We start from the raw sequence: 20474 nt of genomic DNA on the forward strand, positions 1-20474 counted from the left end.
ACGGCGGAAGTGGAGCTAAAAGACTACAGCTTCAAGACCCCGGCCTATGNCCTGTCGCACAAAAAGTTGGGNGACGCGTTAGACCATCAGCGCGAAAGCTATCAGCACTACGACTACCCGGGACGCTTCAAGAAAGACCCGAGCGGCAAGGCATTCAGCGGCCACCGGCTGGATGCGCTGCGCGCCGACGCGGTCACCGGACAGGGCGCGTCAAACTGCGCGGCGCTGATGCCGGGGAGCGCGTTTACCCTGACGGAGCACCCGAACCTGACGCTGAACATCGGCTGGCAGGTGGTGACCGTCAGCCACACCGGCACCCAGCCGCAGGCGCTGGAAGAGGAAGGCGGCGGCGAGCCGACGACGTTGACCAACACCTTTGGGGTGGTGAAGGCCAGCACCACGTGGCGAGCGAAAATGCCGCATCGCCCGATGGNGGACGGTCCGCAAATCGCCACGGTGGTCGGCCCGGCGGGGGAAGAGATTTACTGCGATGAATACGGCCGGGTGAAGCTGCAGTTCCCGTGGGACCGCTACGGGGCGAGCGACGACCAGAGCTCGTGCTGGGTGCGCGTCAGTCAGGGCTGGGCGGGCGGTCAGTACGGGATGATGGCCATCCCGCGTATTGGCCATGAGGTGGTGGTGAGTTTTCTGGAGGGCGACCCGGACCAGCCGATCGTCACCGGGCGCACCTATCACGCCACCAATCCCGCGCCCTATGAGCTACCGGCGCACAAGACCCGTATGAGCATCAAAAGTGCGACCCACAAAGGGGTCGGCTTCAACGAACTGCGCTTTGAAGACCAGGCCGGGCAGGAAGAGCTGTTCCTGCATGCCCAAAAAGACATGAACACCGTGGTGCTGAACAACCGCAGCACTTCGGTCAATGTCGATCACAGCGAGAACGTCGGGCGCGACCAGACGCAGGTGGTGCAGCGCAATCAGACGGTGTCGGTACAGGGCGATCAGGTGACGGAAATTCAGGGACAGCAGACCATCGCCGTGACGAAAAACCGCAGCACGGTGGTAAACGAGGCCGAGTCGCTGCACGTAAAAAACAACATCACCATTCAGTCGCTGGAAGGCAGCATCCAGATTGGCACCGGTAGCGGCTATATCCTCATCACTCAGGATGGCAACATCAATATCGTGGGCAAGAACATCGTACTCAACGGCACCCGCATCGATTTGAACTAAAGGACGGCAACAGCATGTATCAGATGAATGAAGGCACCCTGGCGATCCCGGCGGACTGGCGCGACGAATCTCTCCATGTTTTTGTGCTGCCGGGCGACACGGCCAATCTGGTGGTCAACCGTACGCCGATTGAGTTCGGCTTGACGCCGGAGACGGTGTATCAGCAGACGCTGGAGCAGTTCGCCGCGCACCTAAAAAATTATGAGGAGCGCGCCGCCTGGGAACTCACGTTGGATGGCGAACCGGCGCGCGCGCTGGAGTATACCTGGCGTTCGACGGAGGGACCGATGCATCAGGTGGTGGTGATGCAGGTGCGCGGTCAACTGCTGCTGACGTTTACCGTCACGGCGGCGGGCGAACTGCGGGAAGAGCAGAAAACTGCGCTATTAGCGGTGGTGGAGAGCTTTAAAAGCGCGTCCTGAAGGGAGTCGACATGCTGAACGACATACTGAACCGGGTGGCCCGCGTGGGGGCCATGCATGCGGGGAGTCAGCCCGCGCCGCCGGCGGAACGACCACAGCCGTGTCACGGCAAACCGCCGACCTCGCCGGGCAAGACCATCAAGCACGCCAGTTTTCTGGGCGCGCTGCTGGGGGCTATCGCCGGGGCGTTGGTGGCCGCAGCGGCCTTTGCCGTAGCGGCCGCTGCGGTGACGGCGGTGGTCGCCTTGACCGGCGTTACCGGAGGGCTGGGGCTGGCGCTGGTAGTAGGAGCGGTCAAGCTGGCGGCTGGGTTCGGGCTCACCTATTTGCTCAAAGATCAGATTGCCGCGATTTCCGGCGGCGTCGCCGCGATGGTAGACAGCGTGACGCCGCCGTTTGGCCCGGTGATCACCGGCTCCGGCAATGTCTTCGTCGAGAAACTGCCGGTGTCCCGTGCCGTAGTCGATAAGGTCGCCTGCACCAAACACAACTCGCCGCAGCCGATTGCCCAGGGCAGCGACACGGTGTACGTCAATCAGCATGCCGCGGCGCGCATCGATGATAAAACCGTGTGCGGCGGCACCCTGAAAGAGGGGGCGTCCACCGTCTATTTCGGCGCGGGACAGCAGACCCTTTTGGATATTCAGGACGAATTTAGCTGGTGGGAAAAAGCCATCCTGATTGCGGTGGAGTTTCTGGTGCCACCGAGCCGTGGCCTGTTCAAAGGGCTGGGAAGACTGTTGACCCACCCCCGAGCCGCGCTCAGGGGAATGTACGCCGGTGCGTTGATGACCGCCCGCGAGTTAAAACGTATCGCGGGGTGCGCCAGTCGCGCTTTTCGTGATAGCAAAGGCCTGGCGCGCGTCAAGGAATCGGTAAGAGCCTTTCTGAAAGACCCGGTGTATATCGCCAGCGGCGAAGTGATTGAGTCGCGGCAGGATATCGCGCTGGGACAGACCCTGCCGCTGGTGTTCGAACGGACCTACCGCACGGCCTCGTCGCATACCGGCTTGCTGGGGCACGGCTGGCACGACAGCTGGAGCGAAGTCGCCCGGGTCAGTCAGGAAGGATTGAATACCCATGTCGTCATCACGCTGGCGCAGGGCTATGACATCGACTTCACCTTTCATCAGGACATCCAGGCAGTGTTCTGTCCGCTTTACCCCGCTTTTACCCTTTACCGCCGCGGCGAAGGTTTCAGCCTGTGGCACCGGGACAGCCAGACCTGGCGCACATTCAGCGTGGTGCGAGGTGATACGCGGTTGCTGAGTGAAATCCGCGACACCCATGACAACCACATCGCCCTGCTGCGTGACAGTCAGGGTCGCCTGCAGCAGGTGCGTCACAGTGACGGCATCGATGTGCGGCTGGTGTGGCAGGGCGAGTTCGTGCATCAGCTTATCCGCACCGACGGCGCCCAGCACACCGAGCTGGCGTTGTATCGTCAGGACGAGCAGGGCCGCCTGATGGAGGCGGACGCCACCCAGCTGTACCACCTCTACTACGAGTATGATGCGGCCAACCGGCTGACGCGCTGGGACGACCACGACCAGACCTGGGCGCGTTACGAGTATGACGAACAGGGGCGCTGCGTCTTCACCACCTGCGCCGATGGCTTTCTGACCGGACGCTTCGAGTATTACCCCAACCGCGTCATCATGACCGACGGTCAGGGACACCGCAGCGAATACGGCTTTAACGACCTGTCGCTGATGAGCTATCAGCGCTCGCCGCTCGGCCATGAGACCCGCTACGAGTACGACGAGCACGGTAACCTGCTGCGGGAGATTTCGCCGCAGGGGCGCGTCACCGCCTTCAGCTATCTGGAGCAAACCGGACTGGTCAGCACCTTCACCGACGGCGGTGGTCAGATGNGGGCCTACGACTATGACGCGCAGGAACGGTTGTGCGGCGTGACGGACCCGCTGGGCCGCACCTGGGCGTGGGAATACGACGCGGCGGGCGACCCGGTGCAGCTGACCGGGCCTGACGCCAGCGAAGTACACTTCACGTGGAACCGCTACGGGCTGCTGACTCAGGTCAGCGACCGGGCGGGCGAGGTGCAGGCGCGGTTGCAGTATGACCATCGTCAGCGCCTGCTGAGCGCCACGGACGCGGAAGGCCGTATGCAGCACCTGCGTTACGACCCGCAGGACCGGGTGGTGCAGTGGCTGCGCCCGGACGGCGCGGCGTATCAGTTTGGCTACCGGCGCGCCAGCTGGCGTCTGCCGGAGCAGCTGTTGCGCCCGGATGAGCGTGAGGAGCAACGGCAATATGACCGTCACAACAACCTGCTGAGCTATATCGACGGCAACGGGGCGATGTGGCGTCAGAGCTACGGCGCGTTCGACCTGCTGCGCTCGCGCACCGATGCACAGGGCCGGACCTGGCGCTACGACTACGACCCGGAGACGCAGCAGCTGACATCGGTCACCGCGCCGGACGGCAGCCGCTGGCAGTGGTGGTTGGATGCAGATGGGCGAGTCATTCGCGAACAGGATATGGCCGGCACGGTCACCCACTACGGTTACGACGAAGACGGGCACTGTATCGAGGTACGCAACGGCGAAGGCGAGCAGCGTCGCTTCCAGTACGACGGACGCGGTTTACTGATACAGGAAACCTCGCCGGAAGAGACAGTGCACTATCGCTACGACGCAGTGGGACGACTGACCGAGGTGACGTCGTCGGTCAGCCACGTGCTGCTGGAATACGACCTGCGAGACCGGGTGGTGCGCGAGTGGCAGAACGGCACGGAAGTGCGCAGAGTCTACGACGAGCACAGCGTCACGCGCACCCTGCTATGGTCGGAAGAGGAAAAGGAAGAAGGGTTGACCAGCACCTTCTGCTACAGCCGCACCGGTGAGCTGAAGCAGGTGGTACTGCCGGACGGCGCTGAACTAACGATAAACCACGACGCCGCCGGGCGCGAGAGCGAACGCCGGGGCGGGCGCTTCCTGCAGACGCGCGAGTACGACGCGATGGGGTGGCTGACGCGCGAGATGAGCGGTCAGGCGCACGACGGACGCCTACAGGCGCAGCAGACGCGGGAATACCGCTACGACGGCGCGGGCAACGTGACGGGCGTGCGCACCAACCGCGACAGCGAAGGCTATCGGCTGGACAAGACCGGGCGGGTGCTGTCGGTCCTGACCGGCGGCGCGGGCAGGACGCCGACCGCCGAGACCGACTACCACTACACCCGCACCGGCCTGCCGCAGGAGAAAGGACGGCTGACCGAGTGGGAAGCAGGAAGGCTGGTACAGCGCGACGACACCTATTACACCTATGACCGGGCGGGGCGTCTGGTGCGCCGACAGGCGGTGAAACCGGGATTCCGGGCGCAGGTGTGGCACTACCGCTGGGACAGTCGCAACCAGCTGCGGGCGGTGGACACGCCGAGCGGAGAGACCTGGTACTACCGCTACGACCCGTTCGGGCGTCGGGTCAGCAAACGCTGCGCCGAGCGCGGCGAAGAGGTGCGCTACCTGTGGGACGGCGACCAGATAGCGGAAGTGCGGCACTATCATCAGGGGCAACAGACGTCGCGGCGTCACTGGGTGCACAACGGCTGGGAGCTGGTGGTGCAGCAGCGGCACACTGCGGCGGGCGGCTGGGACACGGATTTTGTGAGCAGCGCGCCAAATGGTGCCCCGCAGGCGCTGTACGATAGCGAAGGCGAACTGCGCTGGCAGGCCCCGAAAGCGACGCTGTGGGGCCAACGCACAGTTGCGAAAACGGAGAGCGCAGACCCGGAACTGGCGTTCGCCGGGCAGCTCCGTGACAGCGAAAGCGGCCTGTGCTATAACCGATTTCGGTACTACGACCCAGCCGGCGGCGGGTATATCTCGCCGGACCCGATAGGGCTGGCGGGGGGACATAACCCGTATGCTTACGTTCACAATCCGCTGGGATGGATAGATCCATTAGGGCTAGCTGGATGTTCTACTCTTGATCGCATTATTGCCGATGCTAATAAGGTTGCGTCACCTGGAGGGCATATAACTCCAAAGCAAGCAGAAATATTAAAAGGTAATTTACCGGTAGTTCAAAGACGTAGTGCTTTCCAAAATAGGCTGTCACGTAAAGAATTTGTGAGAGATCAAAAATATCTTATGAGTCAATGGGAAGCGAATACAGGAAGAGTTTGGCCTACTGGGGCAACTCCGCATCATATAATTCCATTGGAAAGTGGGGGGGCGAATAAATGGTGGAACTTAATGCCTACACATGGAGCATTACCAAACCACTCTTTACCTGGAATACCTGGCCCACACGCAGCAGGTGGTGTGCTTCGTACTACAGTCCAACAAGGTAGGAAAGCTTTACCGCCAGGAACCATAACCGATTTGAGATTGTAATATGATTGATATTAATAAAGTGTTGGAAGAAATAGAGAAGGCAAGCTTCTTTTCAAAAATGGGGATGTCTGATATCCAGAATGAAAAGGTTATTTTAATTAAAGATGTTGAAAAGGTTTTCATTAATCCATCTGATGTAGAGTTTAATGGCCTTTATGCTAGTACTGAGTGGCTTCCGACCTCGCCAACTCAAGATGACCCATTTTATAAAGGTCAAACTACATCTAAAGAGCTTGCAGAGCTTAGAATTAAAGTAAATAAAGCAGTATTAAATGCAACTAAAGGGTTACCTAAAGATAAATTTATATGCTTACCACATGATTTTAGCCAAGCGGCAAGAAATGGAATATGTTTTGCTTTTAGGCAGTATGTATCTGAAAAATATCTAAACCTAGGAGCTAGATGGGAGGATGTTGTGCGGATATATTATGCTGGGCATTGGCCTGTTGGCTTTGCTAAAGAAAAAATAATAGCTATTTAATATAAGGCTAGATAGATCCAAGAAGGATCTATCTAGTTATTTAGAACTGTGGTTACGCCAGCATATTCCCCTGCTGCACCCGAATCAATACCTGACCAGGCATCACGCTGATCGCCAGCGGTTGCCCGGTCAGGCCACACTGTGTCAGCCAATCCCCCGCCAGATACAACTCGCCGTTATCCCGTATCCAGTCCACGCCGATATTAGGAGCTGCGTCCACCTCCAATAATAACCGCTCAATCTCTGCCTCATCAGAAACAAACGTTATTATCAGCCCATCCCGATACGGCTCTATCTTAAATACTGCACCCGGCGTAAACCCCGCTTTAATAATATCCTGGCTATCGATAATCAGCTCAGGAATAAATCCGCCTGTGGTGGCCTGTATAATAGTGCCTCCGTTCATACGCTTCCCTCCACCTGAATAATCAATCTTCCGTGTTCAATATTTACCGTGACCGGCTGGCCGGTGATAAAACCCAACGCTTCCAGCCAGCGGCCCTCGAAGTTAATCGCGGACGGTGGGTTAGGCCTGCCATTATGCGGGGCGTATCCCACCGTGTAGTGTATCCCACCGTGTAGTAATGTACTGTTTTGGTTGCTTTATTCATTGTGACGTCGTCGGTCAGCCACGTGCAGTTGGAATACGACCTGTGCGACCGGGTGGTGCGCGAGTGGCAGAACGGCACGGAAGTGCGCAGAGTCTACGACGAGCACAGCGTCACGCGCACCCTGCTGTGGTCGGAAGAGGAAAAGGAAGAAGGGTTGACCAGCCCCTTCCGCTACAGCCGGACCGGTGAACTGAAACAGGTGGTGCTGCCGAACGGCGCTGAACTAACGATAAACCACGCCGTTGCCGGGCGTAAGAGCAAACGCCGAAGCTTACGCGTCATGTCCGCGGTAGGTGAGTGACGTTTGCCTTCCCGCGAGAGCAGGAAAGCAAACGGTGATGGTATGAGAGCGGCGCAGAGCGAGCCTGCGCCTGAGGTGGGTTTTATTGGGCCTGCGGCGTCGGCAGGGCGTCTGCCTCGGCTGCTGGCGTAGACTGCAACGACAGCAGGAGCCCTTCGCGGCGCAGCGTGGCGGCGTCTTCGTACCTTTTCAAACGGTCGTAGACGTCGGCGCACCAGGCGTAGTCGTAAGCGTCCGGGCGTAGCGCCAGCGCGGCCTGGAAAGCTTCGGCGGCCTGTTCCCATTCGCCGTGTTTCATCAGCAGCTGGCCCAGCGTACTGTGCAGTAGAGGAACGTCGGCGTGCTGTTTGATCAGCTGGCGCAGAATTTTTTCCAGCTGTTCCGGGTTACCGGCGTCCAGCCGCGGCATCAGCAGGATCAGTCTTTCGTCATATTGACGTTTCAAAGCGTCGACGATGGTTTGCTGCGCGGTCTGGTGGTCGTCGCATTCAATCAAATGCTCCGCCATCGCAACCTGCAACGCCTGCTCGTGCCGTACGCGGCGGCTCTGATTTTTCCACCACTGTTTCAATCCTTCGCTGCCGCCTTCCGACATCGCCTGATTCATCAGACCCAGTGTCGCCTGCTGTTGCAGGGCCGCCAACTCGGCTTCATCGTGCAACTGGGTTTTGCGCATGGCGGGCAGGATATCCAGCAGCGCGCTGTAAGCGTGGGTGCGCAGAAATGCCTGCTCGGCCAGCCTCAGCACTTCTGGATGGCGCGGTGCGACTTCCAGCAGACGATCCGCGCCGTGGCGTGCGGCATGGTCTTCATGACGGGCCAACTGAATACGAACACGGGTGATATCGACCGGTAGCTGGTCGGTGTCGGCGATTTCGGCGGCGCGTTCCAAATACTGCCGGGTGCGGAATTCATCGCCTCGCTGCTGTGCGGCTTCGGCCGCCAGCAGATAGTTCACCACCGGTTGATCGGCATGATCGGCGTTACGCGTCATTAGCTTCTCGACCTGACGATAATCGCCTTCCGCCAATTTGAGCAGCGCGGCTTTGGTCTGCTTGCGAGCCCGACTGCGTTTACGGCCGAGGAACCAGCCGCGCGTGCGTGCGCCGGTGCGGAAAACGCGTCGCAGTATCCACTCGACCAGCAGAAAGGCCAGAAGGAACAACACCAGCATGATGACCAGCCCGGTAACGCTGGTTTCCACGTTGTAGTTATCGGTCTGGATCAGCACGTAGCCCTGATGGCCAGCGACCATCGGTCCCGCGACCAGACCGGCGATCAGCACGATAAAAAGCAGAAGTACCTTAAGCATAATCACTCTCCCTGCGGCGCGGCTGACGGTTGCGCCAGCAGGTTACGAACCCGGGTCTGCATCACTTTTTCCAGCAGAGGCTGGCTTTGCAGTTCGGTAGGAACGTCCATCGAGACCGACTGTTGGCTGAGTGCGTCCAGCTGTTCCAGGAAGGCTTTGGTTGCCGCGTCGTTGTTATCGAAGTAAGCGCGAACCCATACCGCGGCGGTTTCCAGCGACTGTCGATAGGTTTCATTCTGATGACGCGGCACCGCCTGAGCGGCAACCAGCAGGCGGGCGCGGATATTTTCGCGCAGGTAGATATCCTGGTTCGGCGCCAGCAGCGGTTCGGCGCCGCTGTCGCGACGACGGACGGTGATGAATTCCGACAGGAAGTTGTGCCAGCTTTTGCTCAGATTCTGACGCCATTCGCTCAACGAGGCGGACAGGGACGTGTCGTTCTCGTCCATCGGCGCTTCGTCCAGATCGCTGTCCGCCATGCGCAGGTTATCCACCTGATCGGCCAACTGATTTACCTTGAGAATGATGCCGTCGAAATCGACCTGATTGACGCTGGCTAACGTGCTGATGTCTTGCGTAATGGCGCGGCGGAGGTCAATCAGACTCGGGTCTTTCATCTCCGCCAGGCTGGCGTCTGCGCTTTTCAGCAGCGTACCTGCGGTCGTGACGTCTTTGTCTGCCCACATTTTGCGGCCGGCCATTTTCACCAGGAAGTCGGCTTCGGACAGCAGCCAGGTTTTGGCGTCATGATTGGAGAGCGCATCCAGCTTTTCCTGCAGGTCGCCCACCTGACTGTTCAACGCCGTGAGACGCTGCTCGCTGGCGTTTTGCGTCTGGCTTTGCTGAGCCAAAGATTGCTGCCAGGACTGCTGGTTTTGCTGCTGTTGCTGTTTGAACCCGTCAAGTTGCTCCTGTAATTGCGCGACGAGCGCCGACTGTTTCGACGTCTGTTGATGCGCGTAATAGTAAACGCCGCCGCTTAAGCCGAGTGCGATAACGATGGCTGCGACACCCAGGAGCACACCGTAACGCTGAGGTGCTGACGGTGTCGGTTCGGGTTGTGTAGAGGAAGATTCTGCCCGTTCAACAACCTCTTCATTCGAAGTTGTGGGGGTAATGCGTTCCGTCATAATGAGACATCCTATGATCAGGTTTGTTGTAGTGCGCGCAGCAGCGCATCGTTATCTGCATTATCGGCGACCAACATGTCGCGCCAGCCAAAATCATGGGCCAGGGCGGCCAGTCGTTCGCTGACCACCACCATTCGGCAGCTCAGTAGCCACGAAGCCCGATAATAATCAGGAACTAAAGTATAGATCTGTTGCAGCATTTCTCCGCTGGTGACGATCAGCGTATCCACGCCGAGCGTTTGCCAGCGCAGCGTTTGCTCTGTGCCGTCATACTGTACCGGCGTCCGCTGGTAACATTCGCAGTAGCTGACCTGCGCGCCGCGCTGGCGGAGCGTATCGGCCAGCAACTCCCGGCCGCCGTTCCCGCGCAGCAGCAGCGCTTGCTTGCCTGCAACCTGCTGGAGCGACGGCTCATGCAGCAGCGTTTCGCTGGTGCCGTGACTCTCAGGATAGATGACCGGCCGACGGGTGACGGTATGAAGCGCCAGCCCGGTGGTGCGGCCGACGGCATAGTAATTCAACGTTGTCGGCCAGCGTAGACCCGCTTGCGATAACGCCGGCTGAGCAAACTTTACGGCCTGGTTGGAGAGTGCGAACACCAGATCGCCCGGCTGCAATGTATTCAGCATAGCGGGTAACTGGGGCAGTTCGCGACCCATCGTAAATTCAATCAATGGGTAGTGGTAGGCCGTGAGTCCGGCCTGACAGAGACGGGAAACCAGTTGCTCGCCCGCAGGAGAGGGGCGGGTAACTAAAATCGTCATGACGATGAGGCGCCGTAAACGGCCTGCAAAATCTCGGCGGCGCCGCAAGACAGCAGCTCTTCCGCCAGCGCCACGCCGATGCTCTCCGCCTCTGCGCGTGGTCCACGCCGTTCGCGCAAGAGGATGCGGCTGCCGTCCGGCGCGCCGACCAAGGCACGCAGCCACAGGCTATCGCCCTCCAGCTCCGCATAGCTGCCGATCGGCACCTGGCATCCGCCCTCGAGACGTGTGTTCATGGCGCGCTCCGCCCGCACCCGCGTAGCGGTGTCGGTGTGATTCAGCGGGGCCAGCAGGCGTTGTGTTCGGGCGTCGTCCAATCGGCATTCGATACCGACCGCGCCTTGGCCCACCGCCGGCAGCGAAGCTTCAGGGCTCAACGCACAGCGCACGCGGTCTTCCATGCCCAGCCGTTTGAGGCCCGCAACGGCCAGAATGATGGCGTCATATTCGCCGTTATCCAGTTTAGACAGACGGGTGCCGACGTTACCGCGCAGATCGCGCACCNCCAGGTCAGGCCGATTCGCGCGCAGCTGGCATTGCCGACGCAGGCTGGACGTACCGACACAGGCACCTTCAGGCAGCGCGTCCAGATTGGGGTAAAGGTTGGAGACGAATGCATCGCGGGGATCGTCGCGTTCGCAGATGGTGACCAGTCCAAGCCCCGGCGGGAAGTCTACCGGCACGTCTTTCATGGAGTGAACGGCGATATCGGCGCGATGTTCAAGCAGTGCCAGCTCTAACTCTTTGACGAATAGACCTTTCCCGCCGACTTTGGCGAGCGGAGTATCCAGCAGAACGTCTCCCCGTGTTACCATCGGCACCAGCTCCACCTGTAAATCCGGGTGACAAGACTGCAGCTGTTGTTGTACATAATGGGCCTGCCATAGGGCGAGCGGGCTCTGTCGGGTGGCAATTCTGAGAATATTGTCTAACATGCTGGATACCGTTGTTATCGTTTCGTTGCATCGTACCATTGATGCTGCGCCAGTGTCAGTTGCCGGGCCGTGGCTAAACCTCAGTTGGTGACGATTGCAATGATAGCAGCCATAAATCATAAATGCTGGCGGGGGTCTGAGTGAGCGACAACAGGACCAATCCCGCAGTGTAGACCGAAAATTCTGACTTTTTTTACTTTCTTTACGCCTTTTCAGCAAGGTGTTAAATTGATCACGTTTCCAGCAATAAACTGTCCGCCATTCCTCTAAATCATGACTCAGGACAGGTTTGGAAAAACGGCTTTTTTTAGTCACTGGGATAATCAGGCGAAACGTCTTGTACCTCTACATCGAGACACTGAAGCAGAGACTGGACGCGATTAACCAACTGCGAGTTGATCGCGCTCTGGCAGCAATGAGACCCGCTTTCCAGCAGGTTTACAGTCTTTTGCCAGTTTTATTACATCACCACCACCCCCAGATGCCGGGCTACCTTGAAGGTAAGGTTCCACACGGCATATGCCTCTACACGCCTGATGAAAACCAACAACGCTATTTCGATGATGCCCAGCTGATTGGCGGGATGGCGGAGCCGCTGTGCAAGCAGGGCGAATTTCCCATCAACGGCATTTATTCGATGGGCAGCACCTCATCGATTGGTCAAAGCTGTACTTCCGATCTGGACGTGTGGGTCTGCCATCAATCCTGGCTCGATACCGCAGAGCGTCAGCGCTTACAGCAGAAATGCACGCTGCTGGAACAGTGGGCGGCGGGGCTGGGGGTGGACGTCAGTTTCTTCGTGATGGACGAGAATCGCTTCCGTCACAACGAGAGCGGCAGTCTGGGCGGCGAAGATTGCGGTTCGACTCAGCACATTTTGTTGCTGGATGAATTCTACCGTACCGCCGTTCGCATGGCAGGCAAACGTATTCTGTGGAACATGGTGCCGATAGAAGAAGAGCCGAGCTACGACGAGTACGTCATCAACCTTTATTCGCAGGGCGCACTGGCGCCGAATGAGTGGCTCGATCTGGGCGGCCTCAGCACCCTGTCGGCGGAAGAGTATTTCGGCGCCAGCCTGTGGCAGCTCTACAAAAGCATCGACTCTCCCTATAAAGCAGTGCTGAAAACGCTGCTGCTCGAAGCCTACTCTTGGGAATATCCCGATACCTGCCTGCTGTCGGCCGAGATCAAAACGCGCTTGCATAAAGGCGAAATCGTGTCGTTCGGGCTAGATCCGTACTGCATGATGCTGGAGCGCGTCACTCACTATCTCACCGCCATCGACGATATGCCGCGGCTGGATCTGGCGCGCCGCTGCTTCTATCTCAAAGTTTGCGAAAAACTGTCTACTGGCGTTGGCAAAACCGCCTGGCGCGAGCAGATCCTGACACAGCTAGTTGAGCAATGGGGATGGGACGACAAGCGTCTGCAAATGCTGGATAACCGCGCTAACTGGAAAATCGAGCAGGTGCGCGAAGCGCATAACGAACTGCTGGATGCGATGATGCAGAGCTATCGAAATCTGATCCGATTCGCCCGGCGCAACAACTTGAGCGTCAGCGCCAGCCCTCAGGATATCGGCGTGCTGACGCGCAAGCTGTACGCCGCCTTCGAGGCGCTGCCGGGGAAGGTGACGCTGGTGAATCCGCAGATCTCTCCCGATTTGTCCGAGCCGGACCTGACGTTCATTTATGTCCCCGCCGGGCGCGCCAATCGTAGCGGCTGGTATCTGTATAATCAGGCGCCGTTGATGGATGCGATTATCAGCCATCAACCGCTGGAATATAACCGCTATCTGAACAAGCTGGTGGCCTGGGCCTATTTCAACGGTCTGCTGACGTCCGCCACGCAACTGCATATCAAAGGCGGAGATCGCTGCGATTTAGCCAAGCTCAAAGAGCTCGTGTCCGACGTCGCGAGTCACTTCCCGCTCCGCGTCGCGCCGCCCACGCCCAAAGCGCTATATAGTCCGTGCGAAATTCGTCATCTGGCGATTATCGTCAATTTGGAGCAAGATCCGACGGCGGCCTTCCGCAATCAGGTCGTGCACTTCGACTTCCGTCAACTGGACGTATTCAGCTTCGGTCAGCAGCAGCAGTGTCTGGTCGGCAGCATCGACCTGCTATACCGCAACTCCTGGAATGAGGTCAGAACCCTGCACTTCAGCGGCGAACAAGCGGTATTGGAAGCGCTGAAAACCATTCTGGGCAAAATGCATCAGGATGCGGCGTTGCCGGAGTCGCTGAACGTCTTCTGCTACAGCCAGCATTTGCGCGGACTGATCCGCACGCGCGTACAGCAACTGGTGTCTGAGTGCATCGAACTGCGCCTGTCCAGCACGCGACAGGAGCCGGGCCGCTTCAAAGCGGTGAAGGTAGCGGGACAGACCTGGGGACTGTTCTTTGAACGGCTCAGCGTGTCGGTGCAGAAGCAGGAAAATGCGGTGGAGTTTTACGGCGCGATTTCCAACAACAAACTGCAAGGGCTGCCTATACAGGTGGAAACCGCCGCGCAGGTGCACCTGCCGCCGGTGATAGACGGCGTCGCCAGCGAAGGGATCATTCAGTTCTTCTTTGAAAACCGGACGGATAACGAAGGTTTCAATATCTACATTTTGGATGAAACCAACCGGGTGGAAGTGTTTCATCACTGCGAAGGCAGCAAAGAGGAGTTGGTGCGCGACGTCAGCCGCTTCTACTCTTCCTCTCACGACCGTTTTACCTACGGCGCCAGCTCGATCAATTTCAATCTCCCGCAGTTTTACCAGATCGTCCTGGTAGACGGCCAAACGAAGGTGATTCCATTCCGTAAGAGCGACCTCTCGCCGATGTGTATGACCTCGTTTCAGGACGGTTCCCCGCGGTTGAGCCCGCGACAGCTTCAGACGCTGTAGTCCGACATAAGACCGAAAATCAGCCGCGGCATTAACGGGCGTTTCCCGACGCGCCGCCTTCTGGCGCTACTCGAGCGATACTTATCCCTCTCTTGACCTCAGCGAACCCCGTCAGCGAAGTGCCCTCGTGCATCGGTCCGATTCATTGAACTCGCCGCCGTTGATTTTCGATTCCTGTTGATTTTCATGATCCAGCTGCGATTATAGAGAGCATTAGTCTCTGAACGACAGGTTTAACGTTATGAAAACGCTATTTCGCCAGGCTACGCTGGCGCTGGTTGCACTCGCGGTGGTCGGCTGTGGTCTGAAAGGGCCGTTGTACTTTCCGCCGGAGCAGAAAAGCCCGACGCCGAGTGAGTCTCAGACGCAGAAAAATACGACACCGCAACCATCGGCTAACCGGCCATAACGGCAGACGATCAAACGGGATTTCCCATCTTTTAACAGGTCACGATAGCGTATTTACCGCGTCCGGTTGAGCCAGCGGAGTCAGGATAATGCAGTTCTCCAAAATGCACGGTTTAGGCAATGACTTTATGGTCGTCGATGCCGTTACGCAAAATGTCTATTTTTCGCCCGAGCTAATCCGCCGTCTGGCGGATCGCCACTGCGGCGTGGGCTTCGACCAGTTGCTGGTCGTTGAACCGCCGTACGATCCTGAGCTGGATTTTCATTACCGTATCTTCAACGCCGACGGCAGCGAAGTGGCGCAGTGCGGCAACGGCGCCCGCTGCTTCGCCCGTTTCGTGCGGCTGAAGGGGCTAACGAATAAGCGCGATATCCATGTCAGCACCCACAGCGGACGCATGGTGCTGTCGGTCACCGAAGACGAACTGGTGCGGGTTAATATGGGCGAGCCCAACTTTGAACCGCAGCAGATCCCGTTTCGCGCTGCGAAAGCCGAGAAAACCTACATCATGCGGGTGGCAGACCACACTGTGCTGTGCGGCGCGGTCTCGATGGGCAACCCGCATTGCGTCGTGCAGGTCGATGACGTCGATACGGCGGCGGTAGAAACGTTGGGGCCGTTGCTCGAAAGTCATGAACGTTTTCCCGAACGCGCTAACATTGGTTTTATGCAGGNCGTTAATCGCGATTCCATCCGGCTGCGCGTCTTCGAGCGCGGCGCGGGAGAAACTCAGGCCTGCGGCAGCGGCGCCTGTGGGGCTGTCGCGGTAGGGATTCAGCAAGGGCTGCTGTCGGCGGAAGTCAACGTGAAACTGCCGGGTGGCGAGCTGAATATTCATTGGGCGGGGCCGGGAAACCCGTTGTTCATGACCGGTCCGGCCACGCATGTTTATGATGGATTCATTCATTTATGAAACGCGTCGAGGAACAGCAGGAACAGGTCGATCGTGAGGTTGAACTAACGGATGACATGGTGCTGCAGTTTCTGCATCAAAACCCCGATTTTTTCATCCGCAATGCTCGCCACGTTGAACAGATGCGCATCCCGCACCCGGTGCGAGAAAGCGTGTCTTTGGTCGAGTGGCAGCTGTCGCGTCAGCGCACCCAGATCCAGCATCTGGAAGAGGACATTACGCTGCTGATGGAGCAGGCCGCGCAGAACGAGGCGCTGTTTAATCAGCTGTTGCAGTTACAACTGGCCTTGTCGGCGGCGGATTCGCTGCAGGATCTGCTAGACCGTTTGCAGCGCTGGGCGCGCAAACTGGGGCTGTCCGGCGCCACGGTGCGGCTGTTCAGCGATAAATGGCGTATCGGCGCGCCGTCTGATTTCACGCATCTCGCGCTGAATCGCACGTTGTTCGAACCCTTGCGCATTCAGCGGCTGGGAAAACGTAATCACTATCTTGGCTCGCTTAACGGACCCGAACTTCTGCTGCTGCTGCCTCAGGCGCGGCAGGTGGGGTCGGTCGCGCTGTCCATGATGGGCGAAAAAGGCGATCTGGGACTGCTGATTTTCAGCAGCCGCGACAGCCATCATTATCAGGAAGGGATGGGGACCGTACTCTTGCAGCACCTGGCGACGATTTTGCCGATGGTCCTGCAACGCTGGATCGAACGGCTATGAACGTCCCCGACTCGCCCTTGCTGACGCAGGCCGACGCCTTTTTACGCTATCTGCGCGTCGAGCGNCAGCTTAGTCCGCTGACGCAAAGCAGCTATGCGCATCAACTTCAGGCCGTTATCACCCTCTTATCCGCCTCCGGCATAAGCGACTGGCGTCAGCTGGACGCCGCCGGGGTGCGTGCGGTGGTGGCGCGCAGCAAGCGCGATGGACTGCAGTCCTCCAGTCTGGCGCTGCGCCTCTCCGCGCTGCGCAGTTTTCTGGACTGGATGGTGAGCCGCGGCGAGTTGAACGCCAATCCTGCCAAAGGGATTGCCACGCCGCGCGCCGGGCGTCATCTGCCCAAGAATATGGATGTGGACGAGGTTAACCGTCTGCTGGACATCGACGAGAGCGATCCGCTGGCGGTGCGCGATCGGACGATGCTGGAAGTGATGTACGGCGCGGGTCTTCGTCTGGCTGAGCTGGTCGGTCTGGACCTTAGACATATCGATCTGGACAGCGGCGAAGTCTGGGTGATGGGGAAAGGCAGCAAAGAGCGTCGTTTGCCTTTGGGCGGAACGGCGGTCACCTGGCTGCATCGCTGGCTGGCCCTGCGGGAAATCTATGCGCCGGATGACGACGCGGTGTTCGTGTCCAGTCTGGGCAAACGTATCTCCATGCGCAACGTTCAGAAGCGCTTCGCCGAGTGGGGCGTGAAACAGGGCGTGAACAGCCATATCAATCCCCATAAGCTCAGGCACTCCTTTGCAACACACTTGTTGGAGTCGAGCGGCGATCTGCGCGCGGTTCAAGAGCTGCTCGGCCACGCTAACCTCACCACGACGCAGATTTATACGCATCTGGATTTTCAGCATCTGGCTTCGGTCTATGATGCGGCGCATCCTCGCGCCAAACGAGGCAAATCCTGATGCACGTTTATCGTCCCCTCGGCCGAATCGAGGCCATCACCTTCGATCTTGACGACACGCTGTACGACAATTTCGAGGTTGTGCGGCGCAGTTCACGGGAAGCGCTGCAGTTCCTGCGTGATCTCCATCCGGGGTTGCGTTCGTTGACCGAGGCGGAATTCGGCACGATGCGTAGCGAATTGCGCGCGCAGGAGCCGGAGATTTATCACGACATGACCGAGTGGCGTCGCCGCACGGTCGTGCTGGCGCTACGGCGTCAGGGGATGAGCGAGGCGGAGGCGGACGACGGCGCAGCAAAAGCGATGACACACTTCGCCTATTGGCGCAGCCGCATCAGCATTTCGCAGGAAACCCACGATACGCTCGGGGCGCTGGCCCAACGCTGGCCGCTGGCGGCGATCACCAACGGCAATGCCGATCCTCATGCGTGCGGGCTGGGCGAGTACTTCCAGTTTGTGCTCCGCGCTGGTCCGGACGGCCGCGCCAAGCCGTGGCACGACATGTTTCATCAGGCCGCGGAACGTCTCAATTTACCATTGCATCACCTGTTACATGTGGGGGATGATCTCATCACCGACGTGGCCGGCGCCGTGCGCTGCGGGATGCAATCCTGCTGGATAGCACCGCAGGGAACTAACCTGATGCAGCTCCGCGAAGCTCGGCTACTGCCGCATATTGCAATTGCAAGGTTGGTTTCGCTGACGGCATTGCTATAATTCACGCCTTCCACTGTATGCATAAACAGAGGTGAACTGTCGCCGCGTGGTGACGGGATGCCCTTTTCACGGATAACCGACGCCTATGGACGTATCTGATCTGCTCGACAGCCTGAACGATAAACAACGCGACGCCGTCGCGGCTCCCCGCAGCAACATGCTGGTGCTGGCCGGGGCTGGCAGCGGCAAAACGCGGGTGCTAGTGCATCGTATCGCCTGGCTGATGTCGGTGGAGAACTGCTCCCCGTACTCCATCATGGCGGTGACGTTCACCAACAAAGCCGCCGCAGAGATGCGCCATCGTATCGAACAGTTGATCGGCACCAGTCAGGGCGGCATGTGGATTGGGACTTTTCACGGTCTGGCGCACCGGCTGCTGCGCGCGCATCATCTTGACGCTGGACTGCCGCAGGACTTCCAGATTCTGGACAGCGAAGATCAGTTGCGTCTGCTTAAACGTCTGATCAAAGCGCTCAATCTGGATGAGAAACAGTGGCCGCCGCGGCAGGCAATGTGGTACATCAACGGCAAAAAAGACGAAGGCCTGCGTCCTCAGCATATCGAAAGCTACGGCAATCCGGTGGAGCAGACCTGGCAGCGCGTTTATCAGGCTTATCAGGAAGCCTGCGATCGCGCCGGACTGGTGGATTTCGCCGAACTGCTACTACGCGCCCACGAGCTATGGCTGAACAAACCGCACATTCTGCAGCACTACCGTGACCGCTTTAACAACATTCTGGTGGACGAATTCCAGGATACCAACCGCATTCAGTACGCCTGGGTGCGTATGCTGGCGGGCGATAGCGCCCGTGTCATGATTGTGGGTGACGATGATCAGTCCATTTATGGCTGGCGCGGGGCACAGGTTGAAAACATCCAGCACTTCCTCAACGATTTCCCGCAGGCGTCGACCATCCGTCTGGAGCAGAACTACCGCTCCAGCGCCAACATCCTCAACGCGGCCAATGCCCTGATCGCCCATAACGGCGATCGGCTGGGGAAAAACTTGTGGACCGACGGCGTCGAAGGCGACCCGATTTCCCTGTACTGCGCGTTCAACGAACTGGACGAGGCGCGGTTTGTCGTAAGCCGCATCAAGGCGTGGCAGGAAATGGGGGGCAGTCTGAACGAGTGCGCCATCCTTTACCGTAGCAACGCCCAATCCCGTGTGCTGGAAGAGGCGCTGCTACAGCAGAGCCTTCCCTATCGTATTTACGGCGGGATGCGCTTCTTCGAACGACAGGAAATTAAAGATGCGCTGGCGTATCTGCGGTTGATCGCCAACCGCAACGACGATGCGGCGTATGAACGCGTGGTGAATACCCCGACGCGCGGCATCGGCGACCGGACGCTGGAAGTGGTACGTCAGGCGGCGCGCGACCGTCAGCTGACCCTGTGGCAGGCCACCCGCGCGCTCTTGCAGGAGAAGGCGCTGGCCGGACGCGCCGCCGGCGCGCTGCAACGTTTCCTCGAACTGGTGGACGCGCTGGCCAACGACACCGCCGAGCAGCCGTTGCATGTACAAACTGACCACGTGATTAAAGACTCCGGTCTGTGGAGCATGTACGAGCAGGAAAAAGGGGAGAAGGGACAGACCCGCATCGAGAACCTGGAGGAACTGGTCACCGCGACGCGTCAGTACAGCTATCAAGAAGAAGATCAGGACCTGATGCCGCTGCAGGCGTTTCTGTCCCATGCCGCGCTGGAAGCGGGAGAAGGGCAGGCGGACGCCTATCAGGATGCCGTCCAGCTGATGACGCTGCACTCCGCCAAAGGGCTGGAGTTTCCTCAAGTGTTCATCGTCGGGATGGAAGAGGGCATGTTCCCAAGCCAGATGTCTCTCGAAGAGGGCGGTCGACTGGAGGAGGAGCGTCGGCTGGCGTACGTCGGGGTGACCCGAGCGATGCGCAAACTGACGTTGACCTACGCGGAAACCCGCCGTCTGTACGGCAAAGAGGTTTATCACCGCCCATCGCGCTTCATCGGCGAACTACCGCAGGAGTGCGTGGAAGAGGTTCGACTGCGCGCCAGCGTATCGCGTCCCGTTAATCAGCAGCGGCTAGGGACGCCCATTTCCGAGAGCGACAGCGGCTACAAGCTGGGCCAGCGTGTGCGCCATGCCAAATTCGGCGAAGGGACCATTGTGAATCTCGAAGGCGGCGGCGACCATTGTCGCGTGCAGGTCGCCTTCCCCGGTCAGGGCATTAAATGGCTGGTGGCGGCTTACGCAAAGCTGGATATCGTATAAACTAGTGACTGAACAGATTGTTGCATTAATGGCCTGCGTGCGTGTTGACAGCCTTTTTCATCTCAGCGTAACATGCGCGCATCATTATTCCCGGAGGACCCACGCCTTGGACACACCCAGTCGATACTGGCTCACTCACCTATTTCTTAGGTACAACTTCTAA

At 58.8% G+C, this 20474-nt stretch carries 19 protein-coding genes; 13 read left to right on the forward strand and 6 right to left on the reverse strand.

All coding sequences use genetic code 11. The features are described 5' to 3' along the window. The 4 genes from tssI to SB13_RS15675 form a co-directional block, all read left to right on the forward strand. Nucleotides 1-1194: type VI secretion system tip protein TssI/VgrG (gene tssI, locus SB13_RS15660; RefSeq protein WP_026741245.1), on the forward strand; the 1194-nt coding region annotated here is incomplete at its 5' end. Between the two features lie 14 nt (nt 1195-1208). After that, nucleotides 1209-1616 carry a DUF1795 domain-containing protein gene (locus SB13_RS15665; protein ID WP_026741246.1) on the forward strand — a complete coding sequence of 136 codons (408 nt, stop codon included), beginning with the start codon at nt 1209-1211 and terminating at the stop codon, nt 1614-1616. Nucleotides 1617-1627: 11 nt separating this feature from the next. Further along, entirely contained in the window at nt 1628-5977 is a 4350-nt protein-coding gene (locus tag SB13_RS15670; RefSeq protein WP_081821875.1) for an RHS repeat-associated core domain-containing protein, read from the forward strand. A 1-nt stretch (nt 5978) separates the two neighbouring features. Continuing rightward, entirely contained in the window at nt 5979-6458 is a 480-nt protein-coding gene (locus tag SB13_RS15675) for a hypothetical protein (RefSeq protein WP_036150158.1), read from the forward strand. Between the two features lie 52 nt (nt 6459-6510). On the opposite strand, the gene SB13_RS15680 is transcribed toward SB13_RS15675, so the two are convergent. After that, a complete protein-coding gene (locus SB13_RS15680; RefSeq protein ID WP_026741248.1) occupies nt 6511-6864 on the reverse strand; it encodes a SymE family type I addiction module toxin in 354 nt (117 codons plus the stop codon). Next, the gene (locus tag SB13_RS17465; protein ID WP_072000271.1) at nt 6861-7028 is read right to left on the reverse strand and encodes a SymE family type I addiction module toxin; all 168 of its coding nucleotides are present in this window, start codon (nt 7026-7028) and stop codon (nt 6861-6863) included. The genes SB13_RS15680 and SB13_RS17465 overlap by 4 nt, the downstream gene beginning before the upstream one ends. A gap of 24 nt (nt 7029-7052) precedes the next feature. On the opposite strand from SB13_RS17465, the gene SB13_RS15685 reads away from it, so the two are divergent. Next, nucleotides 7053-7370 (forward strand): hypothetical protein, encoded by a 318-nt coding sequence (locus SB13_RS15685; RefSeq protein WP_026741249.1) that lies wholly within the window; start codon nt 7053-7055, stop codon nt 7368-7370. An 82-nt stretch (nt 7371-7452) separates the two neighbouring features. Here the strand turns inward: SB13_RS15685 and hemY are convergent, their stop codons facing one another. The 4 genes from hemY to hemC are packed head-to-tail and all read right to left on the reverse strand — an operon-like array spanning nt 7453 to nt 11511. Continuing rightward, nucleotides 7453-8682 (reverse strand): protoheme IX biogenesis protein HemY, encoded by a 1230-nt coding sequence (gene hemY / locus SB13_RS15690; protein WP_026741250.1) that lies wholly within the window; start codon nt 8680-8682, stop codon nt 7453-7455. A gap of 2 nt (nt 8683-8684) precedes the next feature. Continuing rightward, nucleotides 8685-9812 carry a uroporphyrinogen-III C-methyltransferase gene (gene hemX, locus SB13_RS15695; protein WP_026741251.1) on the reverse strand — a complete coding sequence of 376 codons (1128 nt, stop codon included), beginning with the start codon at nt 9810-9812 and terminating at the stop codon, nt 8685-8687. A 17-nt stretch (nt 9813-9829) separates the two neighbouring features. Beyond that, nucleotides 9830-10576 (reverse strand): uroporphyrinogen-III synthase, encoded by a 747-nt coding sequence (gene hemD / locus SB13_RS15700; protein ID WP_026741252.1) that lies wholly within the window; start codon nt 10574-10576, stop codon nt 9830-9832. Continuing rightward, nucleotides 10573-11511, reverse strand: coding sequence for a hydroxymethylbilane synthase (gene hemC / locus SB13_RS15705; RefSeq protein ID WP_026741253.1), 939 nt, complete (start codon nt 11509-11511; stop codon nt 10573-10575). The genes hemD and hemC overlap by 4 nt, the downstream gene beginning before the upstream one ends. Before the next feature lie 337 nt (nt 11512-11848). On the opposite strand from hemC, the gene SB13_RS15710 reads away from it, so the two are divergent. The 8 genes from SB13_RS15710 (at nt 11849) to ysgD (ending at nt 20474) form a co-directional block, all read left to right on the forward strand. Beyond that, nucleotides 11849-14407, forward strand: a complete 2559-nt coding sequence (locus SB13_RS15710; RefSeq protein ID WP_026741254.1) for a class I adenylate cyclase — start codon at nt 11849-11851, stop codon at nt 14405-14407. Nucleotides 14408-14648: 241 nt separating this feature from the next. Further along, the gene (gene lptM, locus SB13_RS17825) at nt 14649-14816 is read left to right on the forward strand and encodes an LPS translocon maturation chaperone LptM (RefSeq protein ID WP_072000273.1); all 168 of its coding nucleotides are present in this window, start codon (nt 14649-14651) and stop codon (nt 14814-14816) included. Between the two features lie 88 nt (nt 14817-14904). Further along, nucleotides 14905-15729, forward strand: a complete 825-nt coding sequence (gene dapF / locus SB13_RS15715; RefSeq protein WP_026741255.1) for a diaminopimelate epimerase — start codon at nt 14905-14907, stop codon at nt 15727-15729. Next, the gene (locus SB13_RS15720) at nt 15726-16439 is read left to right on the forward strand and encodes a DUF484 domain-containing protein (RefSeq protein ID WP_026741256.1); all 714 of its coding nucleotides are present in this window, start codon (nt 15726-15728) and stop codon (nt 16437-16439) included. Before dapF ends, SB13_RS15720 begins: the two co-directional genes overlap by 4 nt. Further along, nucleotides 16436-17347 carry a tyrosine recombinase XerC gene (gene xerC / locus SB13_RS15725; RefSeq protein ID WP_026741257.1) on the forward strand — a complete coding sequence of 304 codons (912 nt, stop codon included), beginning with the start codon at nt 16436-16438 and terminating at the stop codon, nt 17345-17347. The genes SB13_RS15720 and xerC overlap by 4 nt, the downstream gene beginning before the upstream one ends. Continuing rightward, nucleotides 17347-18063, forward strand: coding sequence for a 5-amino-6-(5-phospho-D-ribitylamino)uracil phosphatase YigB (gene yigB / locus SB13_RS15730; protein WP_026741258.1), 717 nt, complete (start codon nt 17347-17349; stop codon nt 18061-18063). The genes xerC and yigB overlap by 1 nt, the downstream gene beginning before the upstream one ends. Before the next feature lie 85 nt (nt 18064-18148). Then, complete coding sequence (gene uvrD, locus SB13_RS15735; RefSeq protein ID WP_026741259.1) at nt 18149-20311, forward strand: DNA helicase II; 2163 nt, start codon at nt 18149-18151, stop codon at nt 20309-20311. A gap of 28 nt (nt 20312-20339) precedes the next feature. Continuing rightward, nucleotides 20340-20474: a YsgD/CorL family protein gene (gene ysgD, locus SB13_RS18200; protein WP_394296379.1), complete on the forward strand. Its 135-nt coding sequence runs from the start codon at nt 20340-20342 to the stop codon at nt 20472-20474.

The organism is Lonsdalea quercina subsp. quercina, from assembly GCF_000688695.1.
In the GTDB taxonomy this organism is placed as follows: Bacteria; Pseudomonadota; Gammaproteobacteria; order Enterobacterales; family Enterobacteriaceae; genus Lonsdalea; species Lonsdalea quercina_D.

What these genes read in the sequence shown, in the direction of transcription:
- SB13_RS15675 (WP_036150158.1), top strand. Translation starts at nt 5,979, where the DNA reads ATGATTGATATTAATAAAGTGTTGGAAGAAATAGAGAAGGCAAGCTTC.
- SB13_RS15665 (WP_026741246.1), top strand. Translation starts at nt 1,209, where the DNA reads ATGTATCAGATGAATGAAGGCACCCTGGCGATCCCGGCGGACTGGCGC.
- yigB (WP_026741258.1), top strand. Translation starts at nt 17,347, where the DNA reads ATGCACGTTTATCGTCCCCTCGGCCGAATCGAGGCCATCACCTTCGAT.
- uvrD (WP_026741259.1), top strand. Translation starts at nt 18,149, where the DNA reads ATGGACGTATCTGATCTGCTCGACAGCCTGAACGATAAACAACGCGAC.
- SB13_RS15680 (WP_026741248.1), bottom strand. Translation starts at nt 6,864, where the DNA reads ATGAACGGAGGCACTATTATACAGGCCACCACAGGCGGATTTATTCCT.
- SB13_RS15720 (WP_026741256.1), top strand. Translation starts at nt 15,726, where the DNA reads ATGAAACGCGTCGAGGAACAGCAGGAACAGGTCGATCGTGAGGTTGAA.
- hemY (WP_026741250.1), bottom strand. Translation starts at nt 8,682, where the DNA reads ATGCTTAAGGTACTTCTGCTTTTTATCGTGCTGATCGCCGGTCTGGTC.
- hemD (WP_026741252.1), bottom strand. Translation starts at nt 10,576, where the DNA reads ATGACGATTTTAGTTACCCGCCCCTCTCCTGCGGGCGAGCAACTGGTT.
- ysgD (WP_394296379.1), top strand. Translation starts at nt 20,340, where the DNA reads ATGGCCTGCGTGCGTGTTGACAGCCTTTTTCATCTCAGCGTAACATGC.
- lptM (WP_072000273.1), top strand. Translation starts at nt 14,649, where the DNA reads ATGAAAACGCTATTTCGCCAGGCTACGCTGGCGCTGGTTGCACTCGCG.
- hemX (WP_026741251.1), bottom strand. Translation starts at nt 9,812, where the DNA reads ATGACGGAACGCATTACCCCCACAACTTCGAATGAAGAGGTTGTTGAA.